We start from the raw sequence: 21,947 nt of genomic DNA, 5'->3' as shown, positions 1-21,947 counted from the left end.
AGAACCGTCCCCCGAAAATCGTTGGCTCTAGTTAAAGCCAACTCTGGGCACCCAGAGTTAGAGTGCTAGACTACGGGAACAACAATGACAGAAACGCGCGGTTTTATGACCGTAGAGACGAGACCGATGGACCAAGCAGGAATGGCGACAGCCATTGAGGTGCCCCTCAGTATTGCGCCTATGATGGATCGCACCGATCGCCACTATCGCTACATGATGCGGCAGATCACGCGGCACACCCTGCTCTACACCGAGATGGTGACGGCCCAGGCGATTTTGCACGGCGATCGCGACCATCTACTGGGCTTTACCCCCAGCGAATCGCCGCTGGTGCTGCAAGTGGGCGGTGACAACCCACAGATGCTAGCGATCTCAGCCCGCGCCGCCGCTGACTTTGGCTACGATGCCATTAACTTAAATGTGGGCTGCCCCAGCGATCGCGTCCGCAGCGGCAACTTTGGGGCCTGTCTGATGGCCCAGCCCGACCGCGTTGCCGAGGGCGTTGCGGCCATGATGGCGGCCAGCCCGCTGCCGGTCAGCGTCAAGCACCGGATTGGGATAGACGATCGCGATCGCTACGAAGACATGGCGAATTTCGTCGGCACCGTGGCCCAGACCGGCTGTCGTCACTTCACCGTTCACGCCCGCAAGGCCTGGCTCCAGGGGCTTAGCCCCAAAGACAACCGCACCGTGCCGCCCCTGCGCTACGGCGATGTGCATCGCCTCAAGCAAGACTTTCCCCACCTGTGGATTGAGATCAACGGCGGTTTGACCCGTCTTGACCAGGTGAGAGACCAGCTTGGCCAGGTGGATGGGGTGATGATCGGGCGCGCTGCCTACGACAATCCTTACCTCTTTAGCGAAGTCGATCAGAGCTTTTTCGCTGCCAATGAGACGGCTCTCAGCCGCCAGCAGGTGGCCGAAGCGATGCTGCCCTATATTGACCACTGGGTGCGTCAGGGGTTAAAGCTCAACAAAATTACTCGCCACATGCTGATGCTGTTTGCGGGGCAGCCCGGCAGCCGCCTGTGGAAGCAAACCCTAACGGAGGAGTCATGTAGGCCAGGGGCAGGGGTTGACGTTGTGCGGCAGGCGTTAACGGCGGTGCAGCACCAGGGCGAGATTCAGGCTCAGCTAGGGAGTCTCGTTTAGGCCCTGGGTATTGGTTTCGAGCGGGGTTGGCACCCAGGCGAAGGGGTAAACATATTCGTCAGTGGCCGTCAGGGGAGCCAGCGCTGTGCCATCGGGGCGCACTCGGAACAACATCTGGGTACCCAGGGGATCGTCGGGAGGGGTGGCCGTAAACGCAATCCAGTCGCCCCCAGGGGCCCACTGGCTGTCGAGGATGTTTTGCAGGGGTTGATTGGTTAGGGCAGTGAACGCCTGACTGACTAGATCTAGGCGAAATATAGCCTGCTGACCGGCTTGGGCCCCCACGGCGAGGGCAATCTGCTGACTGTTGGGGGCCCAGCTAAGGGCGTCGTAGAAACCAGGTCGGGTGAGCGCCTGAGTCTCCCCGGTGTTGACGTTGACTAGCGCCACGATTTCCTGGTTGCTAAACGGTGGGTTGTGGGGGCGATAGTAGGCAATGTATCGACTGTCGGGCGACCACAGCACGCGACTGCGGTAAATTTGGAAGTTGGCCTCGGGTGTGAGCACCCGGCGATCGCCCCCGCCTATACTCACTACATTGAGCCGCTGAAAGGGATAGCTACCCTCGTAGAAAGCTAGCTGAGCGCTGTTGGGAGACCAGGCCAGCGGACTCCCGGCCGCACCGTAGGTACCAGGGTTTTGGGTGAGGCGACGGGGGCGGCCGCCGTCTAGCGCGGCCACAAAAATATGCTGACCTGCCACATAGGCGATTTGGCTGCCATCGGGCGCTAAAAAAAGGTCTGACTCTAGGCTTTCGGGCAGGGTGTCAAAGGAGGCTAACTCTTCGGAGGGGCGGCTGAGAAACAGGTCTAGCTCGGCGGGGGCATCCGCTGTGGGGGCAGGGCAGCGCTGCTTAATGACTAGAGTTTCACCGTCGGGCTGCCAGGCTAAATCGATGGTGGGTGGCCGTTGGCAGTCGCTAGAAAATACCAGCTCCGGAGCTGCGGCCCCTAGTTCAACCCGGTACACTTCGCCATAGTTTTGCACGATCGCCAGCTGCTCTCCGCTGCGAGACCAGACTAGGGCATTGAAGGGGCGATCGCCCTCGGGCAGCAGGGCTTCGCGATCGCCGCTGTCGGGCTCTAGGCGAAACAGACCGTTGGGAGTCGCAAAGGACAGATCTGCCGCCTGCGCTGCGGTCAAGGCAAACGCCACAAGTCCGGTGGTGAGCAGGGCCACGGAGGATTTAATCACGGTTTCACGTCCTTGAGCGTTCCATTCGTCATCATAGCGACGGGCTGCGGGCTTGGGACCAGATCTTAAAATTGGGTGGGAGTGCAAGGCTCCCATCCTGCCTGGTTTCTGGGATGCTAGAAACGTTAATTTTTGGGTTGTCTGCCTGGCTGCTAAGGCGAAAGACGACCAGACGCTGGCTTCAGTGCCATCTTTATTCTTCAGCTTACGAACGCCGTCAGCCTGTTTTTGGATTACTTATCCACCAAGATAGTTGACGATGGCTTTGGCGATCTGGTGGTTACCGTCTTTGGCCAGGGTCTTGCTGGTGCGGGGCGGCTCTAAGGGCTGAGTCAAAAATGCCCAGTCACCCTCGAAAAAGTCGGCGGGGGTGAGGATTCGGTGCCAGCTGTGATCTTGCAAACCATTGACGAGCACCGGGCCTTCAGCGAAGTCGTTGCGGGTGATGGTGACAATGGGCACATCCAGACGGCAGGCTTCGGAGAAGGTGCTGAATCCCGGCTTTGAGACCACCCGGCTGACCAGGGGCATGACATCTACCGGGCGGTAGCCCTGCCTGGGCACTCTAAACAGGTTGGGGAAGCTGGGCACGTTTTGATCAAAGGTGAGAAATTGCCAGTCGGGGAACCGGGTGAGGCGATCGTAGGGAATGGCCTGGAGACTTAACCCGCCAAAGGTCAGTAGCACGGTGCGTTCTTGAGGATGAGCCAGGTTCCACTGCGCCCTTAACGCTTCAGCCCCGTAGCGCGGGGTGCCTCCGGTTAGCCCTGTGTCTTCTACCAGGGGGAAGGCGGGCATCGGTTCGTGGAAGGGCAGGCGGAAGAGGCGATCGCACTCGCCAAAACACTCCTCAATCCAGCGGGCGATGTCTTCAAACTCGGAGCCCAAGCCCCGATAGATAAAATCCCAGCCAAAGTTGCTGACCATCCAGCAGGGAATGTCGGCGGCGTGGGCGATCGCCGTCGCCAGGGGTGGAATATCGGCCAGCACCAGGTCTACCCCGCGCTGCTTGAGGTAGGCAGCCTCAGCGACCACGGTTTCCTGCTGGTGGGCTTTTATCCCGTTGAGTTTAGCCAGAGTGGCTGGCAAGTCCATAGTTAAGCTATCAGGCTGAATCACGCCAATATCAAACCCCACTGGACGATACTCATAGGTCATTGGCAGGTATTCGTCGAGCAGCCATTGGGGAGCGGTGGTGGCCAGCACTAAATCCACCTCGGGCTGTAGCGCTTTGACCGTAGCGGCAACCGAGGCGGCACGGGTGGCATGGCCAAAACCGTGGTTGGTAATCGCCACATAGAGCACAGGGCGGGGCATAGACAAGTCCTCTCCAACTAAAAAGGCTCGCCCCTAGGGACGAGCCTCAATCATCTCAATAGCTAGAGCCTAAAGCTGGGGCACAAACTGCTGCTTGTCGGGCACCACCGTGTACTCAGAGACAATCTGGCGCAGCTCGTCGCCATCGATGGTTTCACGCTCGACCAGCAGATCGACAAGGCGATCGATCAGGGCGCGGTGGTCTTGCATGATGCCTTTGGCCTGGTTGTAGCAGTGCTCCACGATAGTGCGCACCTGGCCGTCAATACGAGACGACACCTCCTCAGAATATTCTGAGCGCGAGAGCCAGTCACGACCGAGGAACACCTCGCCCTGGGAGCTTTCGAGGGATAGCGGTCCCAGGTCAGACATGCCAAACCGGGTGACCATTTGCCGAGCCATGTTGCTCACCTGCTGGAGGTCGTTGCCGGCCCCAGTGGTGACTTCGGCATCGCCAAAGATGACGTCCTCAGCGGCGCGACCGCCCAGAGCACCAGTAATGCGAGCCATGATTTGCGCCCGAGAGATCAGCATTTGCTCTTCGCTGGGGGTAAACCAGGTGAGACCCTGGGCCTGGCCACGAGGAATCAGGGTGACTTTTTGCACCGGGTCATGGTCTTTGACCAGGGTGCCGACGATCGCGTGACCAATCTCGTGGTAGGCAATCAGTCGCTTGCTCTTGCTATCGACTAAGGGAGTGCCCTCCATACCGGCGATGACGCGGTCAACGGCGTCATCTACCTCGGCCATGGTCATGGCGTCTTTGCGACGGCGGGCGGTGAGAATGGCGGCCTCGTTGAGCAGGTTGGCCAGATCAGCCCCAGTAAAGCCGGGGGTGCGGCGGGCGATCGTCTCTAAGGAAATGTCTTCGGCCAGCTTTTTGTTGCGGGCGTGGACTTCGAGAATTTCAACCCGACCTTTGATGTCGGGCGGATCGACCATCACCTGGCGGTCGAAGCGACCGGGGCGCAGCAGGGCCGAGTCGAGCACATCTGCCCGGTTGGTAGCGGCGATGATGATGATGCCGCTGTTGCCCTCAAAGCCATCCATCTCGGTGAGCAACTGGTTGAGGGTTTGCTCGCGCTCGTCGTTGCCACCGCCAATACCTGCACCCCGCTGTCGACCGACGGCGTCAATCTCATCGATAAAGATGATGCAGGGGGCATTTTCTTTGGCCTTTTTGAACAGGTCGCGCACGCGGGAGGCCCCCACGCCGACGAACATTTCGACGAACTCAGAACCGGAGATGCTGAAGAAGGGGACGCCCGCTTCCCCGGCGATCGCCTTGGCCAGCAAAGTCTTACCAGTACCGGGGGGCCCCACCAGCAGCACACCCTTGGGAATGCGCGCCCCAATGGCGGTAAAGCGCTCGGGCTTTTTCAAAAAGGTGACGACTTCTTCCAGCTCTTCCTTGGCCTCGTCAATACCGGCCACATCGTCGAACATGACGCCGGTTTTGGCTTCCATCATGAAGCGGGCCTTAGACTTGCCAAAGCTCATGGCCTGGCCGGGGCCACCCATCGAACCATTGGAGCGGCGGAACAAAAAGAACAAACCGCCAATTAGCAGCAGCGGGAACAACAGATTCCCCAGGGCACCCACCAGAGCGCCGTCGTTGCGCGGGGGGTGGGAGTCGAGGCTGATGTTTGCGCCGCGCAGACGGCTCACCAAGTCGGGGGAGTTGCCCGGCAGGTCTACCCGCCAGCGCATGACTCGGTTGTCTAAGTCGGGGTCAACGGCTTCGACAATGGCCGTTCTGCCGCCGTCGTAGAGATCAACAGCCGACACCCGCCCAGCATCGAGATAGTCGAGAAAGCGACCATAGGTGAGGCGGGTGTTGGCCGTGTTGCGACCCATATCGGCCGGGGCGGATGAAAACGCTCCTTGCCACAAGAAAAACCCTATTACCAGCAGGGGTAGGGTCCACAGTAAGGCGACTCGCCACGAAAATTTCATACCTATGGCCTCTATTGACTAACGTGCACAGTGTTAACGGGTGTTCAGTTAACGAAAGGTGGCCGAGCTTGGCCCTGTGATCTACAAGCCTGGGAACGGGATGCACTCAGGTGAGCAGATAGAACCTCAAGTCGGCAAAAGAAATATGAGATAAATCTTTACTTAATGTAACGTAAGCAGCGGGACTCGGGCAAACCCGGATCAAAGTATTGATGTCTAGGGCCACCACCCCTCAGGTAGGTGGCGATCGCCGGGCTTATCCTCTACTGCTTACTTTAACGGGTTATCGAGATCAGAGACGATGTACACAGAGCGCTGACGGTGATTAAGCCAGCGCGATCGCCCCCTGTAGACGGGTCACATCAAATCCACGCTGGCGCAGAATCAGCCAAGATTCCATCAGGTCTGGCCCTTGCAGCGCACCCATGAGAGCAGCCCGCATCGATTTCATCACCAGCCCTTTCTTAACGCCCTGGGCCTTTGTGACTTCATTTACCAAAGCTTTGAGTTCGTCAATCGTAGCTGGGGATCTCTCGGTGAGCCCCGCCAGAATGTCTTCTAGCACAGCGGATACACCATCAAGCTGCACCTGGGCTTTGGCATCGTCGGCGAACTCTACGGTTTCGGTGAAGAAAAAGCGGCTTTGCTCCACAACATCCGTCAGGCGGGTGAGGCTGGGGCCGAGCATCGTCACCAGGGGCAGCAGCCAGCTTTGGTCAGCGATCGCATCAATGGCGTAGGCGTCTTGCAGGAAGGGCCGCGCCAGTTCCAGTAGAGCAGCGGGCTCCATCGCGTGCAGGTACTGGCTGTTGAGCCAGTCGAGCTTGTCCCAGTCGAACTTGGCCCCGGCTTTGTTAACGCGATCGAAGCTGAACTGCTGGGCGGCTTCGGCCAGGGTGAACTGCTCAGCCGCGTCGGGGGCCGACCAGCCCAGCAGGGTCATGTAGTTGACCAAAGCCGGTGCCACAAACCCCATTTTCTGAAAGTCAGAAATGGAGGTAACGCCGTCGCGCTTTGAGAGCTTCTGCCCCGTCTGATTGAGAATCAGCGGCGCGTGGGCAAAGGCGGGTACGGTGGCTTCGAGGGCTTCGTAGAGCAGAATTTGCTTGGCGGTGTTGGCGATGTGGTCTTCGCCGCGAATGACATGGGTGATGGCCATATCGATGTCGTCAACCACTACAGCCAGGTTATAGAGTGGCTGGCCGATGGTGGTGGCAGAGGAGGCGCGGGCGACGACCATATCGCCGCCCAAATCGCTGGCTTGCCAGGTGACGGGGCCGCGCACCATGTCATTCCAGGTGATGGTGCGGCTGTCGTCGATTTTGAAGCGGATGACGGCGGAGCGGCCCTCGGCCTCAAAAGCGGCCTGCTGGTCGGGGTTGAGATCGCGGTGGCGGTTGTCGTAGCGGGGGGCATGGCCCCTGGCTTTTTGGGTTTCGCGCATGGCGTCGAGCTCGTCGGGGGTGTCGTAGGCACGGTAAGCGAGGCCCTTGTCGAGCAGGGTTTGAATGGCCTGGCGGTAGAGGTCAAGCCGCTGGGACTGGAAGAAGGGGCCTTCGTCCCACTCCATGCCGAGCCACTTGAGGCCGGAGAGAATGTTGTCGGTGAATTCTGGTTTGGATCGCTCTTCGTCGGTGTCTTCGATGCGGAGAATGAACTGGCCGCTTTCGTGGCGGGCAAATAGCCAGTTGAACACAGCGGTGCGGGCGGTACCAATGTGCAGAGTTCCCGTGGGGCTGGGGGCAAGGCGGACGCGGACGGTCATGGGGTTTCCTGCACTTTCGACAAATGTTTTTAGATAGTCTCCTATTTTAGGGGGTGGGGCGATCGCCTTGGACATCGACGCACCAGAATTCATTCCCCTGCTGAAACCAACCTTCTCAAGATGGCAGCTCTTGAAGTCAGTACGGTAAGTTGGGCAACGCCCATCCTCGGGAAAATGTTTTACAGAAGTCTCTAAAGTCTCAAACAGTTACCACAGGCAGAGGGGGCTGTACTAGGCTGACCAAGATGCCCATGAGGGTTTCTAGCTGGTCAATGTAGTAGTCTCGCTGGTCAACGTAGGCAGTCTGGTTGCTGAGGCGGAGGAACTTCCACTGGTTGCCGGTGGTCACAGCGCCGTATATCTGGGTTAGGGGTTGGCCCTCTCGCTCGTTGAAGATGCGCGCGGCCACCATGGCTGCCAAGCACTGACCTAGGCCACCTTTAATGTTTTCGTTTTTGGCTTCAAAGATAATCAGCGCTGGCGCACTGATGTAGAGCTGCTGCTGCGACAGGCTGATGATGAAATCGCAAAACCCGACTAGGTCTTGGGCTGGGTCTACCGAAAACTCCACTCCCGAAAAGAGACTGATTTGGTCATTTAGCAGACGCTTTAGCTGCACCAACATGGGCGCAATGACCATTTCAGAGCGGGCCTTTTCAGTGTTGATCGACAGGGCGAGGGGCACGCTGTAGTTGAGGTAGTTGGTGAATTCTTGGGTCAGCGGCAAGGGTTTGCTGACCCTGATGAAGAGGTCTTGATTGCTTTCGATCGCCAGCCCAAATTGCTTTCTAACTCTTTCTAGGGTGAAGTCTTTGTAGGACATGGGCCGCTGCCTAATGAAGGGCTTCTGCACAAATTATAGAAAGTTCATGGAGCCACTAGGGTCATTTCGCTGCCCCTGCCCCCCCTGCTCCACACCTTCTCCAGCTTACGGGAACGGCTTTTCTCCTCCCTACCCCTCACCCCCGACTGCCTACCTCTCCCCCGACTGCTGCACCCATAGCTCCACTCCTGCAGCTAGGGTTTCTGCCAACTTCGCCTGCTCCTGGGGATCCGTCGCCCACTCGAATTCGTTGGGGTTGATCATAAAGCCCAGCTCTAGCAGCACCGAGGGGGCAACGTGGGGGCGGGTGAGGGCGAGGTTGTTCCAGAAGACGCCATAGGAGGGGCGATCGAGTTCGGCGACTAGGTGGTCGTGGAGGAACTGGGCCAGGCTGTGGGCCTGGGTATGGAACCAGAAGGCACCGATGCCAGACGTGTTTTGGGCGTCGCCGCTGTCGGGTAGGGCGTTGTAGTGAATGCTGAGGGCGAGGGTGGGTTCGACTTGGGCGATCTGGGCGGGGCGATCGTTGACGGCAACGGTGCTGTCGGCGGTGCGGGTCATGATCACCCTTGCGCCACGGGCTTCTAGGGCGGCTTGCAGGAGTAGCGACACTTCTAGGTTGACGTCTTTTTCGGGGGTGCCGTTGGGGCCGCGTGAGCCGGGTTCGTCGCCGCCGTGGCCGGGGTCTACCAGAATGATGGTGCCTGCCAGGGGGCGCGAGGCTTGAAGGTTAGGGGGCTGCTTGAGAGATAGCACGAGGGTGGTGCCTTCGTAGCGCAGCTTGTAGCCCCACTGCTGGTCGGTTTTGAAATTGATCCGGTACTCTACCTGGTCGGGCAGTACAGGGTTCCAGTCTAGACGCTCTACCAGCCCGTCGTCGGTGATATAGATGGTGTCGGTTTGGGGCACGGTGTTGTGCAGGGTGAGGGTGAAGGTGTCGCTCCCTTGCTCGACGCTGACGGGGACGGGAACTTGCAGGGGAAAGTAGATTTCTGTCCAGCCGGGGATCTGGCGGGAGGTGACGCCGCGAATCAGCGATCGCACCCCCGACGCCCCCGCCACCGGCTGAGTTTCCGCCGCACGAATCCAGCCGCCGTAGTCGAGGCGTAGCCAGTCGCCTTCGCGGCCTGTGACCCTGGCGCGGGTGCCCTGGGGCAGGGGGGTGAGGCGGGAGTAGTCGGTGCTGGGGCCGGTGCGAGCTACGCCAGCGGCGGCGGTGACTTCGACCACCTCGATCGCATTGGGATTCAGAATGCTGATCGCACCGGGAGCCTGGGCTGTGACCGTAGAACCACCCTGGGTGAGGTGGTAGGTGGGCTGTCCTAGATCGCCGGATGCTTCAGCCATAAAGCAGCTTTCGTAGCGGCTGGGGCCAGCGGTGGCGATGGGCTGAGCTTGGTCGGTGAGCACAGCGGAGTTGGGGGGCAGGTCGGCGCGATCGCCCTGGGGCAGCAGGGTATAGGTTTGACCCGCCACGGATGCCGTGACAGCGGCGTTGGCGGGGGCGATCGCCCCCAAACAAACCCAATCCCCTGGGGCATGGGCTACATCCACCGCTGGCAACAGGGAGCCTTCGGCAAAACCTAGGGTTTCAGGCAGCGTCGGCCCCGCGGTCACGCGCGTCACGGTGATGTCTAGGGTTTGGTCGCCCTGGGTGAGGGTAAAGGTGTTGGCCCCGAGACTGAGGGGGCGGGAGGGGGCAAAGTGTCCCGCTGCGCTGCGGCCCTCAATGGGTTCGCCATTCAGCAGCACAGGCTGATCGGGGGTGCCGGTGCCGATGAAAAAAATCTGCTCAGCTGTGGTTTGGTGGCCATCGGGGGGATAGACCACCTGAAGGGTGGTCTGGGCCTGAGCCAGGGTGGTGATGCCCGCTGTGCTGAAACCGGCTAGCGCGGCTGCGCCCCAAACCCACTGCGCCATAGGTATTCATCCGATGCGATCGCTACCCCGCCAGTCTACGCCGCCAGGGGCGTTTTCCCAACCTGGGAGCGCCTAGAGAGATTCGCCCAAACCCTGGTTCCAGTCTTGGCCGAGCTGAATGGTGATGTCGGAGTTGAGGGCACCCGTGCTTTCGACCCGCACTTCGCCAATGCCTAAAAAGCGGTGCACCATTTCGGCGGTCGCGCCATCGCCCCGCTGAGCCACAATGCGGCTAATGGGCAGAGGGCTGTTTAGGGTTTTGTCCACAAAGATATTGGAGTAGCCGCTTTCACGCAGGGCATTGGTTAGAGCCTGTACCGCCACCGGGTCATTGGTGCTGTCTTGAATGGCCACCCGCACCCGGCTGGGGTCGCTGGTGGTGGCCACCCGCTGGGTGCCAAAGCCAAAGTACTGGTCAACCATGCCGTCGATGTCGTTGTAGCTGGGCAGCCAGTAGCTCGCCGCAAAGTCTTGGGGGCGGCTAAAGGTGCCGGGCAGCATCAGCATCTGCACGTTAGAGCGGTTAATTTGCGCTCCGTAGCCCACCAGCGCCAGCAGTTCTTCCACCGAGAGGTTGGTGTCAACGTTCTCCTGAATTACAGACAAAATTTTGGGCAACCGGGTAATGGTAGCCGGGTTAAGGGTCTGCTCGGCCAGGGCCCGCATAAACATCTGCTGGCGCTGAATGCGGCCAATATCGCCCTGGGAGTCGTAGCGAAAGCGCAGGAATTGGAGCGCCTGATTGCCGTTGAGTTTTTGTTCGCCCGCCTTGAGATTGATGTAGAGATGCTGGCTGTCGTCCTGGTATTTCATGTCAGCGGGCACGTTGACCGTGACCCCACCCAGGGCGTCGATCAGTTTTTCAACCCCCTGCACGTTGATGCGCACGTAGCGATCGACGGCTACGCCCCCCAGCAAGTCGCTGACTGATTCTGCTGCCAGGGCCGGGCCGCCATCGCGGTTGGCCTCGTTGAGCTTGGTCAGCCGACCGCGCACGTAGGTGCGAGTGTCACGGGGCAGCGACAGCACCACCATCTGCTCAGTCTGGGGGTTAAACCGCAGCAGCAGCATCGAGTCTGAGAGCCCGTCAAAGGAGTTGACCAGGGCGTGGTAACCCACGTCTTGCAGTTCGGGTGGCACTTCGTTGACGTCCGTGGTCAGCACCTTGACGCCCAGCACCAAAATATTTACCGGGCGGGTCAGGCGGGGCAGCCGCAGGTTGCCGCTCGACGCAATGGCCGCATCTTGGCTAAACACGCCTGATTCTTCAGCGCTCAGCTCTTGCTGCATGAGCGGTGAGGCCGACAGCGAAACCGCTAGCAGCGCTCCAGCCACCCCAGATATACCCGCTACTGTGGCCAGGGCAATACCTACTCCCAGAATGCGAGGCATGCGCCGCCGTGGTGGATCTGGCATTTTTTGTGGATGCCCCTGGGTTGAACGAGCTTTGAGATGTTGGGGATGACGTTGAGACACCAGGGACCTCGGGGCAATAAAAATGAACGGTGTAGCGATTACAGCCCCGTAGGGGGGTGATTCTGGGAAATTTTTAGCTGCATGTTAACAGCAATTTAGTCAGCCGACCCACGTAATATGGCATGAACCCAGCAAATTGGGTTAATTTTTTGGCGCATGGGATGGCCCTTAGATAAAGGTCTGGCGCTTTCCCTAGATCAAGAATTTGTCTCAATGGGGAGGCTGTGCCAATACCCGTAACCCTAGGGCAGACGCTTGCTCCATTGACTAAACCCCGGCAGGTTGACCGATTTACCCTGTAATAGACGCACCATAAGGATGAGGTTGGTCAAGGTATAGCCGGTAGTGACCAGGGTATTGCTGATCAGCAGCCGCAGCGACAGCCCTGGGGCCAAATGGCTGCCAGCGCTGAGCACACCGTAGGTTATGACCCAGGTAAACGCCAGGGTAACCACCAACCGACTGACCGCCAGCTCTTGGCGGCTGCCCTGCTTTTGCCACAGGCTGTAGAGGGCGGGTACGACCCCAAAGATAGGCACCAGGTAAAGGCTCAACTTCAGGCGTTCAAGGGTTTCCCCCGACGCGGGACTGGCTTTTTTCATGAGGTACTGAGCCCTGGGCAAAAGGGAGGAATTGTTGCAGGGTCTGTCCAGATTATGCCCCACGCGGCCAGCACACGTGTACCTACCCAGCAGGAAAGCTAGTTCTTTAGGTCGGTCGCAATAATGTGGATATCGACGCTAGGAAGGGCTTGCATCAGCCGCTGCACAATCGAGCCTTGGGTGAACAGTTGCCAGCGCGATCGCTGGGTTTCGCCCAAAACAATTTGGCTAACGCGACATTCATCGGCAACGCTGGCAATGGCTCTCACCACATCCTCCGACTCTACCCGCAAAAACTCACCCTCAAATTCCTCGCAGAGCCGTTCGCAGGTTTCGATATGGAGTGATTCTTCCTTAGACAAAAACCGACGAGGATTGGCGACAAATAACACAAAAAGACGACCATTCATCTGGCTGGCAATGCGAGCCCCCCGCCGCAACAGCTGAATTGAACTGGGATAGGTCGAAACACAGACCAGAATGCGTTCATGAACATTGCAGTAGCTTTGGGTGTGGCGGCCGTGCCCATTTTCTTCAATATTGTCGGCCACTTCGCGCAGGGCCAGTTCCCGCAGGGCCACCAGATTGCGCCGTTGGAAAAAGTTTTGCAGAGCCTCATCAATTTTGGCAGGGGCGTAGATTTTGCCTTCTATCAGCCGTTCCTGCAGCATTTCAGGGGTCACATCCACCACGACCACTTCATCGGCTTCATCTAGCAAGCGATCGGGCACTCGCTCCCGGACAACCACGCCAGAAATTCGGTGTACCAGATCGTTCAGGCTCTCCAGATGCTGAATATTGACGGTGGAGTAAACGTCAATACCGGCATCCAGAACCACTTCCACATCCTGGTAACGCTTCTCATAGACGGAGCCGGGGACGTTGGTATGGGCTAGCTCATCAATCAGAACGAGCTGTGGCCGACGTTCTACGATCGCTTGAGTGTCCATTTCGCTCAACGTTCGTCCCTGCCAGAGGATGGATTTACGGGGAATGAGTTCGAGCCCATCGGCCATGCGAGCAGTCTCTTCCCGCCCGTGGGTTTCTAACAAGCCGATTACCACATCTACGCCGTCTTGCTTGAGCTGGTGGCCTTCTTCCAGCATGCGATAGGTTTTGCCGACACCGGGAGACATGCCGATGAAGATCTTGTGCTTACCTCGGCGGGCGGCAGGAGCGCAGTTTGTGGAGGAGATTGAGGCGGGATCGTACATGGGAAAGGGCGTGGGGCGTGGATGTGTGGATGGGTGGATGTGTGAATGCGTTGGGGGAGTGCGAAAGTTTAAGCGTAGTCTTGCACTAACGCACTCTCACACTCACGTTTTTACGCATTCCCTAAGGCATCCAAAGCCACGTTCAGGGTGACGGTGTTGACGGCGGGTTCGCCAAAGATGCCGAGGAAGCGACCTTCGGTATGGGCGGCAATCAAGGTTTGCAGCTCGTCGGTTGAAATGTTGCGGACGGCGGCGATGCGGGCTACCTGGGCCAGGGCGCTGGCGGGGGAAATGTGGGGGTCGAGACCGGAGCCAGAGCTGTAGACCAGATCGGCGGTGGGTTCAGTTGCCGCAGCCTGGAGAATTTCAACTCTTTCCTCAACCAGGGCAATCAGGTCGGGGTTGCTGGGGGCCAGGTTGGTGGCTCCCGATAGGCCGGTGGGAGCAGCATCTTCGCCGATGCTGTAGTTGATGGCGCTGGGGCGGCTCAAGAAGTAGTCTTCGCTGGTAAACGCTTGACCAATCAGGGTGGATCCAATCACGGCTCCCTGGTCGTTGACGATTAAGCTGCCATTGGCCTGGGCAGGAAACGCCAGCTGGCCAATACCGAAGATCAGCAGTGGGTAAAGGGCTGCGGTCAAAATCCAGAGGACGGCGGTGGTGCGAATGCTGGTGAGGACGTCTTGAAGCATGGTTTTTAGGGGAATTGTGGTAATGGGGACAGGTTCCTAACGTTTCAACGTTCTAACGTTCCAACGTTGGAGAATTTATTTTTATGGCGGCGACGATGGCGATCGCGAATCCGCTCCAGGTCAGCCTGTCGAATTTGTCGCTGCAATCGGTTCAAGCGAATCTGCTCACGAATTTGGTGGATGAGTTTTTTCAGCATGGTTAAAATCGCTCTGGCTGAAGAATGACGGCGGCAAGGTAGACGGCGAGGCCTGTGACAACGAGGCCGAGTAGACCGAGGGCATAGGCATTGCCGCGTTCGAGGGAGTCGGTGGTGGCGTAGAGGGCGGGTGCGATCGCCAGGTTTAAGCAGAGCGCCATAAACAAGCCCACCGCAAACCGGTGGCGACGTTGCTGTAAGGTTTCAAGCCAGGTATTGAGGCGTTCAAGGGGCTGTAAGTTAAACCAGTTCATGGTGCGAATCTCCGTTACTAATAGGTAAGGAATGTTGTGATTGTCTTCAGCGGTCAAAGCGGGGACGAAGTTTGCCCTGGCTAAAGGCGGCTCGGTCCAGGTTTTCTCGGGCGGGTTGATAGGCTGGGTCCAGGCTGTAAGCCGCTCGATAAAGTTTGAGCGCTTCTAGGCAATCTCCCAGGTGCTCGGTAATTTGCCCCAGCAAGGTCAGCCCCTCGGGGCGTTCAGGCGCTAACTTGAGCGCCTCCCCAATCAGCTCACGAGCCTGGTCAAAATCGCATTGTTGAGCCGCTTGCCGGGCTAGGGTAATCAGCTCGTCGTAGTCAGTTGAGAGCGCCGCCGCAGGAAGCGGGTGCTTTAAAGCTTCAGCCACCACGGCTTGAATGCGGTCAGGGTCGAAGGGGCACTGTAAATAGCCGTGGGGTTCTTGTAGAAAGTCTACTGCCCCCTGCTTCATGGCCTCGACGGCATCCTCCAAACTACAGTGATCACAAATCATCACCACTCGCATGGTTGGATAGAGCCCCAGCAGCTGTTGAAGCAAGTTGCCTCCGGCCTGCTGAGAAATGGTTAGATCTAAAATCACCAGGTCGATAGGCTGCTGTTGGAGTTGCTCAAAGGCCGTATCCCAATTTTTGACAGCGCTCACCTCGTAGCCATCGGCCTGCAAATACTGAGCCAGCATGAGCTGCGTTTCTCGTTCATGGTGAATCACCAAAATCTTGGCAGGGGGGGAAAGAGCCTCTGTGCTGTCTGAGGCAGAAGCGTCTGAGGCAGCATCCCCCTCACAAAAGCCACTCGTATGGTCGTCGAAATCTGAAAAAGACATGGTTCGAAATCTCTTTATCCCGATTGATGCGATCGTTAAAAGGGTCATGATTTGGCTAGGCCAGCCCCACGCTTCCCACAATCAGGTCAATCACCTTGATGGCGACGAAGGGGGCGATGACGCCTCCCAGGCCAAAAATCAGCATGTTGCGCTGGAGTAGCTGGTTGGCGGTCAGCGGGCGGAACTGCACCCCTCTAAGGGCAAGGGGAATCAGCGCCGGAATGATCAAGGCGTTGTAGATCAGGGCAGAGAGCACCGCTGACTGGGGGCTGTTTAGGCCCATGACGTTGAGAGCACCAATGCCAGCGGCGGCGAACATGGCCGGAATGATGGCGAAGTATTTGGCGATGTCGTTGGCGATGGAAAAGGTGGTCAATGCGCCCCGGGTAATCAGCAGCTGCTTGCCGATGGTGACCAAGTCGATCAGCTTGGTGGGGTCAGAGTCGAGGTCAACCATGTTGGCGGCTTCTTTGGCGGCCTGGGTGCCGGAGTTCATCGCTACGCCGACGTTGGCCTGGGCCAGGGCGGGGGCGTCGTTGGTGCCGTCACCGGTCATCGCCACCAGCTTGCCCTTGGCCTGCTCAGCCTGAATCACCTGGATCTTGTCTTCGGGGGTGGCTTCGGCGACAAAGTCATCGACGCCGGCTTCTTTGGCGATCACGGAGGCAGTGATGCGGTTGTCGCCGGTCAGCATCACCGTGCGCACACCCATGCGGCGAAGCTGGTCAAACCGTTCGTGAATGCCGGGTTTGATGATGTCTTTGAGGTAGATCACCCCGTAGATGTCTTCGTTGCGGCAAACGGCCAGGGGTGTGCCGCCCAGTTCTGAGACGCGGGTAAAGGCCGCTTCGAGTTCCGCCGGAGCCTGCCCGCCCCGCGATCGCACAAAGCCCCGAATCGCATCGACGGCTCCCTTACGCACCTCATCGCCGGAGGGCAAATCGGTGCCACTCATCCGGGTGCGGGCCGAAAAGTCTACGGCTTCAGCTCGCTTGGGCTCAAAGTCGAGCTTGGCCCCCTGTTTTTCCGCCAGTCGCACGATTGACTTGCCCTCGGGGGTGGTGTCGAACACGCTGGCGGCCAGGGCGATCGCGGCCACATCCTGCATCGAGTGACCGTTGAGGGGAATAAACTCCTCCGCCAGACGGTTGCCCAGGGTGATGGTGCCCGTTTTGTCGAGTACCAGGGTGTTGATGTCGCCGCAGGCTTCTACCGCCCGCCCGGAGGTGGCCACCACGTTGAACTGGGCTACCCGGTCCATGCCGGCAATGCCGATCGTACTCAGCAGCCCGCCAATGGTGGTCGGAATCAGCGCCACCAGCAGGGCCACCAGAATGGTGATGCCCACCGGGCTATCCACGTAGCTGGCCGGGGTGGGCACCGTGGCCACCACAATCAGAAACACCAGGGTGAGCACCGCCAGCAGCACCGTCAGGGCAATTTCGTTGGGGGTTTTGCTGCGTTCGGCCCCTTCCACCAGGGCAATCATGCGGTCGAGGAAGCCTTTGCCGGGGTCAGCGGTGACGTGGATGGTCAGCTCGTCAGACAGAATGCGGGTGCCGCCCGTGACCGAGCTGGCCACGTCAGAGCCGGGCTCCTTGAGCACCGGGGCCGATTCTCCGGTAATGGCCGACTCATCGACCGAGGCCACGCCATCGATCACTTCGCCATCGACCGGGATCACGTCGCCCGCGATCACTTTGATGCGATCGCCCCGGTGCAGCTGGGTCGAACTGACCTCCTCAACCGAACCGTTTGGCCGCAGACGGCGGGCGGTCGTCTCCGACTTGGTGGAGCGTAGGGCATCGGCCTGGGCCTTGCCCCGGCCCTCGGCCACCGCCTCGGCAAAGTTGGCAAACACCAGGGTAAAAAACAGAATCAGCGTTACCAGGCCGTTGAACAGGCGGGGGCTGGCATCCTGGACTGGGCCAAAAATAAACGGGTTGACCGTCAAGATAGCCGTGATGATGGTGCCGACCCAGACCACAAACATGACTGGGTTCTTCACCATGACCCGGGGGTCGAGTTTGGCAAAAGCTTGGCCAAAGGCTCGCTGGTAAAGACCAGAGGTATTCACTTTAGGGGTATGGCGGCGATTTTCGCGAGGCCCGCCGGGTTGGCGGGTAGCCGTTTCAGTTTGTTGAGCAGTCATAACTAAACTCTAAGAAGTTCAAAAAGGCTGGAGATTCAAGCAGACACTGTTAGCTCAGGCCGAGGGCCGCCTGGGCGATCGCAAAGCCCTCTGCCACCGGCCCCAACACCAACACGGGCAAGAAGGTCAACGCCCCGAGAATGACGATGGTGCCTGCGGTGATGCCGGTAAATAGGAAGGTATCGGTGTGGAGGGTGCCTGCGGTTTCGGGGACTGGCTGCTTATGGGCCATGCTGTCGGCCAGGTAAACCAGAGCAATGATGGGCACATAGCGACCTACCAGCAGCGAGAAGCTGGTGCTGAGGTTCCACCAGAGGGTATTGTCGCCAAGCCCCTCAAAGCCAGAGCCGTTGTTGGCGGCAGCGGAGGCATACTCATAAATCACCTGAGAAATGCCGTGGAAGCCAGGATTACTGATGCCAGCCAGGGTTTCGGGAAAGGCCAGGGTGATGGCACCAGGAATCAGAATGGCGATCGGGTGAGCCAGCAGAATGATGCTGGCTAAGACGATTTCTCGCTTCTCGATTTTGCGGCTGAGAAATTCTGGGGTGCGTCCCACCATCAGGCCGGTGAGGAAGACGGTCAAAATCAGAAACACAAACAGGTAGGCCGTGCCGGTGCCCTGACCGCCCCAGATGATCTGCAAAAACATATCGGAGAGGGTGGCAAACCCACCGGGGGGCATCAGGGAGTCGTGCATGCCGTTGACGGCACCGCACATGGTGCCCGTGGTCGAAACCGCCCACAGTGCCGTCATCGCCCAGCCAAAGCGCACTTCTTTGCCCTCCAAGTTGGGGGCTTGTCCGCCCAGAATGCCATTTACCACCGGATTCCCCTGGAATTCACCCACGGCGGTAATGCCTACCATGACGGCATAGAAGATGAACACCATGCCGAAAATCAACCAGCCCTGGCGGGGCCTGCCAGCCATGATGCCGTAGGTCAAAATCAGCCCAGCCGGAATCACCATCATGATGATGGTCTCTAGCAGGTTGGTAAAGTTGTTGGGGTTCTCAAAGGGGTGGGCGGAGTTGATGCCAAAGAAGCCGCCACCGTTTTCGCCCAGTTCCTTGATGATTTCAAAGTGGGCTACTGGACCAAGGGCAATGTACTGGGTGGCTCCTTCCAAGGTTTGGGCAACAGCGGGGCCAGCGAAAGTCTCGGGTACCCCGGCAATTAGGAGTGCGATCGCACCCACCACCGAAATCGGCAGCAAAATGCGGGTAATGGAAAGGGTTAAGTCTTCATAAAAGTTGCCCAGGGGGTTGCCGGTGAGCCCGCGAATGAAGGCAATGGCCACGGCAATTCCCGTCGCTGCTGAGGTAAACATTAAAAAGCCCAGCGCCCCTACCTGGCTGAAATAGCTGTAGGTGGTTTCGCCGGAATAATGCTGCTGGTTAGTGTTGGTGGTAAACGAAATGGCGGTGTGCAGGGCCAGATCCCAGTCAGGCGCATCCAGACTTATTGGGTTTAGCGGCAATAGCCCCTGCAACATACAGATGGCAAATACCAGAATCACCATCACCAGGTTGCTCACCAGAATGGCTCTAACATACTGGCCGCCGGTCATAGATGTCTGGCTTGAGAAACCTCCGGAGGCAAACAAAAGCCGTTCCAGAGGCCGGGCAATGGGGTCAAGTAGGGTTCTCTGACCCATAAATACCCGTGCCATGTACTTCCCTAACAAGGGAGCAACCGCTAGCAAAATGAGTAAGGCAATGACGAGTTGTAGAAATCCTTCAAGCATGATGAATGTATGAGTAGGCGAAAGATTTGTCTAAACCAAGCAAGCGAAATTCGCCCCCAAGCAGCTAGGGGTAGACCTGGCTTGATTCTCAAGAAAACTGCGATCGAAAATTTTGGGGAGTTAGGCGACTTCTAAAAAATAGTTTCCCTAATGGTGGGCAGTGCCCACCCTACAGCGGCTACAGTCGCTTAATTTAAGCGGGGATCTTCTTTCCTAGAAATCTCCTTAGCTAATCAGCGTTGGTCTGTTTTACCTGTCTTAAGCACAGGTCAAGCTCCGGCATTAATGCCTCATCTAGGGCAACTGCTACCAACCAATCTTTTTCTAAGATTTCTGGGTTATCCGCCAGACTATAAACCTGATTTTCACGCACCAGTCCTAGCAAAAAGCATCGCTCAGGCAGGGTGACCTCGCTCAGCTTGGCCCCTAAAAAAGCACTGTTGAAATAGACTTGATGAATGGACGAAGATGGTTTCATGGTTAGCGCTGGTTCCCTTTAAGAGTTTCTATGATTTTTTCATAGCGTCTCTCTCGGTTCAACTTCCTAAATTACTAACCCTATTCTTGACCTAATTTTCAAAAAGAAAAAGGTATAGAAGCCCGTTTAGCCGCATTTTATATGTCCTTGAATAGGCAAGCTGCATAGGCAGTGTTTAGATCAGCGGCGAAAACCTATATCATCTGATATATTTTGCGATCATCTCGCCATCATCTACCCTAAAATAGATTGACAAATTGCTGATTTGATTTTTTATTTGATGTTTCTAAAAATCTTGGTAAATGCCCCTTACCTCTCAAGCTCAGCTCAACAGCTTAATGCAAACCCGCCAGAAAATTCACTGGCTGATTGTGGCTCTGTTTGCCGTAGTCATTGTGCTCGACTACAGCACGCCGCCGCCCTACGTCTTTGGCTATCTGTACATTGGGGCGGTGCTGCTGGCCAGCAGTAGCCGACTGAGTCGCAGGGCAACCTTTACCATTACCGTCGTGGCGGTGCTGCTAACCTTGCTCAATCTGGCCATACCGGGCAGATTTCCGGTGACGGCGATCGCATTTGCCAATCGTCTGATTACCGCTCTGGCCCTGGTTGTGACCGGCTGGCTGGGCGATCGCATTCAGCGTTACGAAGAGGCGATTACTCGCCAGCAATTACAGCTGATGGCCCAGGAGCAACTAGCGCAGGTGCGGGAAGACTTTGTCTCGACCCTGACCCACGACCTCAAAACCCCCCTGCTGGGAGCCATCGAAACCCTCAAAGCCCTCAGTGAAGGACTGTTTGGAGCAATTTCACCCCCTCAACGCAAAGCGCTAGATGTGATGATGCGCAGCCATCAGAAGACGCTGGGGTTAGTGAACACGCTCATGGATGTTTACCGCAACGACGCCGAAGGATTGCATTTAGACAAGCAGCTCGCTGATCTGATCACCCTGGCAGAAGAGGCGATCGCCGACGTAACAACCCTGGCCTCGTCTCGGCAGGTCTACCTGACCCTCAGCCAGGCAGGGAGCGACTTTCGTCGGGCCTACCGGGTTAACGCTGACCCGCTACAGCTGCACAGAGTTTTGACGAACTTAATCGCTAATGCCGTCAACCATTCCCTGCGAGGGGGGCGGGTCGAGGTGGTGCTGGGAGCAAGTAACGGGTTTTATCAGGTGCAAGTGAAAGACGAAGGCCAGGGCATTCGCCCTGAGGAAGTGCCCCTGCTGTTTGAGCGGTTTTATCAGGGGTCGGGCGATCGCCAGGCCAAGGGCACAGGCTTGGGGCTTTACCTCAGTCGGCAAATTGTTGAGGCCCACGGCGGTAAAATTTGGGCAGAGCCGCGATCGCCCCAGGGAGCCATCTTTGCCTTTCGGCTTCCGGCCTGTGTCGAGGCCCCTAAGCAGCAGCCGTTGGCAAGTTGAATGGTTAATTCTCCAATTCAAATTTTACTGGTCGAAGACGATGAACTGTTTCGGCTAGGACTATCGACTCGACTTCAGCAGGAATCTACCCTTCACATCGCCGCCGAAGCCGAGGATGGTGAAACGGCCATTCAGCAGGTTGACCAACAGAATTTTGACATTGTGATTCTGGATGTGGGTCTGCCGGGTATCGGCGGTGTAGAGGCCTGCCGCCAGATCAAACAGCAGCACCCTGACCTGCCCGTGCTGGTGCTCACCTCCCACTCCCAACCGACGCTGATTGCTCAGCTAATCAAGGCCCAGGCCCAGGGCTACTGCGTTAAAGGGGTCGATGCCGATGCTTTAATTCTGGCTATCCAGTCCGTCGCCGCCGGAGCCTCCTGGTGGGACTCTACCGCGACCCGTGAGATTCAGGCCATCTTTCAAGGCAAACCGCCCGCTGCCAACCTGCCAGCCGTTCCGCCTGAAAGCCCTCTGACCCAAAGAGAACAGGAGATTTTGGCCCTGATTGCCAGCGGCAAGAGCAATTCAGAAATTGCCGACGATTTGTACATTGCCCCCGGCACGGTGCGGGTTCATGTCCACGCCATTTTGCAAAAGCTAGAGGTGCGCGATCGCACCCAGGCCGTCATTTTGGCCCTAGAGAGGGGCTGGCTGAACCAAAAAAATCTGCCCTAGGGTAGAGTCGCACCTTTGCGGTCCTGTGGAAGACCTAAAAAGGCGCATTGCGATCGCAGATTCAAATACTTTAGGAG

At 57.9% G+C, this 21,947-nt stretch carries 18 protein-coding genes; 3 read left to right on the top strand and 15 right to left on the bottom strand.

The features are described from left to right. Positions 1-126 precede the first annotated feature (126 nt). Positions 127-1,152, top strand: a complete 1,026-nt coding sequence (dusA, locus tag VB780_RS21280) for a tRNA dihydrouridine(20/20a) synthase DusA (protein ID WP_323353186.1) — start codon at positions 127-129, stop codon at positions 1,150-1,152. Here dusA and VB780_RS21275 read toward each other — a convergent pair. From VB780_RS21275 to VB780_RS21205, 15 genes are all read right to left on the bottom strand, one after another. Further along, positions 1,135-2,346 carry a hypothetical protein gene (locus tag VB780_RS21275; RefSeq protein ID WP_323353185.1) on the bottom strand — a complete coding sequence of 404 codons (1,212 nt, stop codon included), beginning with the start codon at positions 2,344-2,346 and terminating at the stop codon, positions 1,135-1,137. The genes dusA and VB780_RS21275 overlap by 18 nt on opposite strands. Positions 2,347-2,583: 237 nt before the next feature. Further along, positions 2,584-3,663, bottom strand: a complete 1,080-nt coding sequence (locus tag VB780_RS21270) for a glycosyl transferase (protein ID WP_323353184.1) — start codon at positions 3,661-3,663, stop codon at positions 2,584-2,586. 69 nt (positions 3,664-3,732) lie between these two features. Beyond that, the gene (gene ftsH2, locus VB780_RS21265) at positions 3,733-5,619 is read right to left on the bottom strand and encodes an ATP-dependent zinc metalloprotease FtsH2 (protein WP_323353183.1); all 1,887 of its coding nucleotides are present in this window, start codon (positions 5,617-5,619) and stop codon (positions 3,733-3,735) included. 325 nt (positions 5,620-5,944) lie between these two features. Continuing rightward, positions 5,945-7,384: a glutamate--tRNA ligase gene (gene gltX / locus VB780_RS21260; RefSeq protein WP_323353182.1), complete on the bottom strand. Its 1,440-nt coding sequence runs from the start codon at positions 7,382-7,384 to the stop codon at positions 5,945-5,947. A 199-nt stretch (positions 7,385-7,583) separates the two neighbouring features. Beyond that, the gene (locus VB780_RS21255) at positions 7,584-8,207 is read right to left on the bottom strand and encodes a hypothetical protein (RefSeq protein ID WP_323353181.1); all 624 of its coding nucleotides are present in this window, start codon (positions 8,205-8,207) and stop codon (positions 7,584-7,586) included. A 150-nt stretch (positions 8,208-8,357) separates the two neighbouring features. Next, on the bottom strand, positions 8,358-10,127 hold the full coding sequence (locus tag VB780_RS21250) for an N-acetylmuramoyl-L-alanine amidase (protein ID WP_323353180.1): 1,770 nt from the start codon (positions 10,125-10,127) through the stop codon (positions 8,358-8,360). A gap of 72 nt (positions 10,128-10,199) precedes the next feature. Further along, complete coding sequence (locus tag VB780_RS21245) at positions 10,200-11,543, bottom strand: LCP family protein (protein WP_323353179.1); 1,344 nt, start codon at positions 11,541-11,543, stop codon at positions 10,200-10,202. A gap of 302 nt (positions 11,544-11,845) precedes the next feature. Further along, positions 11,846-12,205 (bottom strand): hypothetical protein, encoded by a 360-nt coding sequence (locus tag VB780_RS21240; protein ID WP_323353178.1) that lies wholly within the window; start codon positions 12,203-12,205, stop codon positions 11,846-11,848. A 98-nt stretch (positions 12,206-12,303) separates the two neighbouring features. Then, positions 12,304-13,419, bottom strand: a complete 1,116-nt coding sequence (locus VB780_RS21235) for a universal stress protein (RefSeq protein WP_323353177.1) — start codon at positions 13,417-13,419, stop codon at positions 12,304-12,306. A gap of 110 nt (positions 13,420-13,529) precedes the next feature. Beyond that, positions 13,530-14,111, bottom strand: coding sequence for a K(+)-transporting ATPase subunit C (gene kdpC / locus VB780_RS21230; protein ID WP_323353176.1), 582 nt, complete (start codon positions 14,109-14,111; stop codon positions 13,530-13,532). A gap of 199 nt (positions 14,112-14,310) precedes the next feature. Next, complete coding sequence (locus VB780_RS21225; RefSeq protein ID WP_323353175.1) at positions 14,311-14,619, bottom strand: potassium-transporting ATPase subunit F; 309 nt, start codon at positions 14,617-14,619, stop codon at positions 14,311-14,313. Further along, the gene (locus VB780_RS21220; protein ID WP_323353174.1) at positions 14,609-15,391 is read right to left on the bottom strand and encodes a response regulator; all 783 of its coding nucleotides are present in this window, start codon (positions 15,389-15,391) and stop codon (positions 14,609-14,611) included. Before VB780_RS21220 ends, VB780_RS21225 begins: the two co-directional genes overlap by 11 nt. A gap of 55 nt (positions 15,392-15,446) precedes the next feature. Beyond that, positions 15,447-17,543 (bottom strand): potassium-transporting ATPase subunit KdpB, encoded by a 2,097-nt coding sequence (kdpB, locus tag VB780_RS21215; protein WP_323353173.1) that lies wholly within the window; start codon positions 17,541-17,543, stop codon positions 15,447-15,449. A 49-nt stretch (positions 17,544-17,592) separates the two neighbouring features. Further along, positions 17,593-19,290 (bottom strand): potassium-transporting ATPase subunit KdpA, encoded by a 1,698-nt coding sequence (kdpA, locus tag VB780_RS21210; RefSeq protein WP_323353172.1) that lies wholly within the window; start codon positions 19,288-19,290, stop codon positions 17,593-17,595. 229 nt (positions 19,291-19,519) lie between these two features. Then, entirely contained in the window at positions 19,520-19,768 is a 249-nt protein-coding gene (locus VB780_RS21205) for a TrkA C-terminal domain-containing protein (protein ID WP_323353171.1), read from the bottom strand. A gap of 302 nt (positions 19,769-20,070) precedes the next feature. Between VB780_RS21205 and VB780_RS21200 the strand changes: the two genes are divergently transcribed. Next, complete coding sequence (locus tag VB780_RS21200; protein ID WP_323353170.1) at positions 20,071-21,192, top strand: HAMP domain-containing sensor histidine kinase; 1,122 nt, start codon at positions 20,071-20,073, stop codon at positions 21,190-21,192. Continuing rightward, positions 21,193-21,870, top strand: coding sequence for a response regulator transcription factor (locus VB780_RS21195; protein ID WP_323353169.1), 678 nt, complete (start codon positions 21,193-21,195; stop codon positions 21,868-21,870). The last annotated feature ends 77 nt before the right edge of the window (positions 21,871-21,947 follow it).

The organism is Leptolyngbya sp. CCNP1308 (assembly GCF_034932455.1).
Taxonomy (GTDB): Bacteria; Cyanobacteriota; Cyanobacteriia; order Phormidesmidales; family Phormidesmidaceae; genus Nodosilinea.
This window is presented reverse-complemented; position numbering and strand designations above follow the sequence as displayed.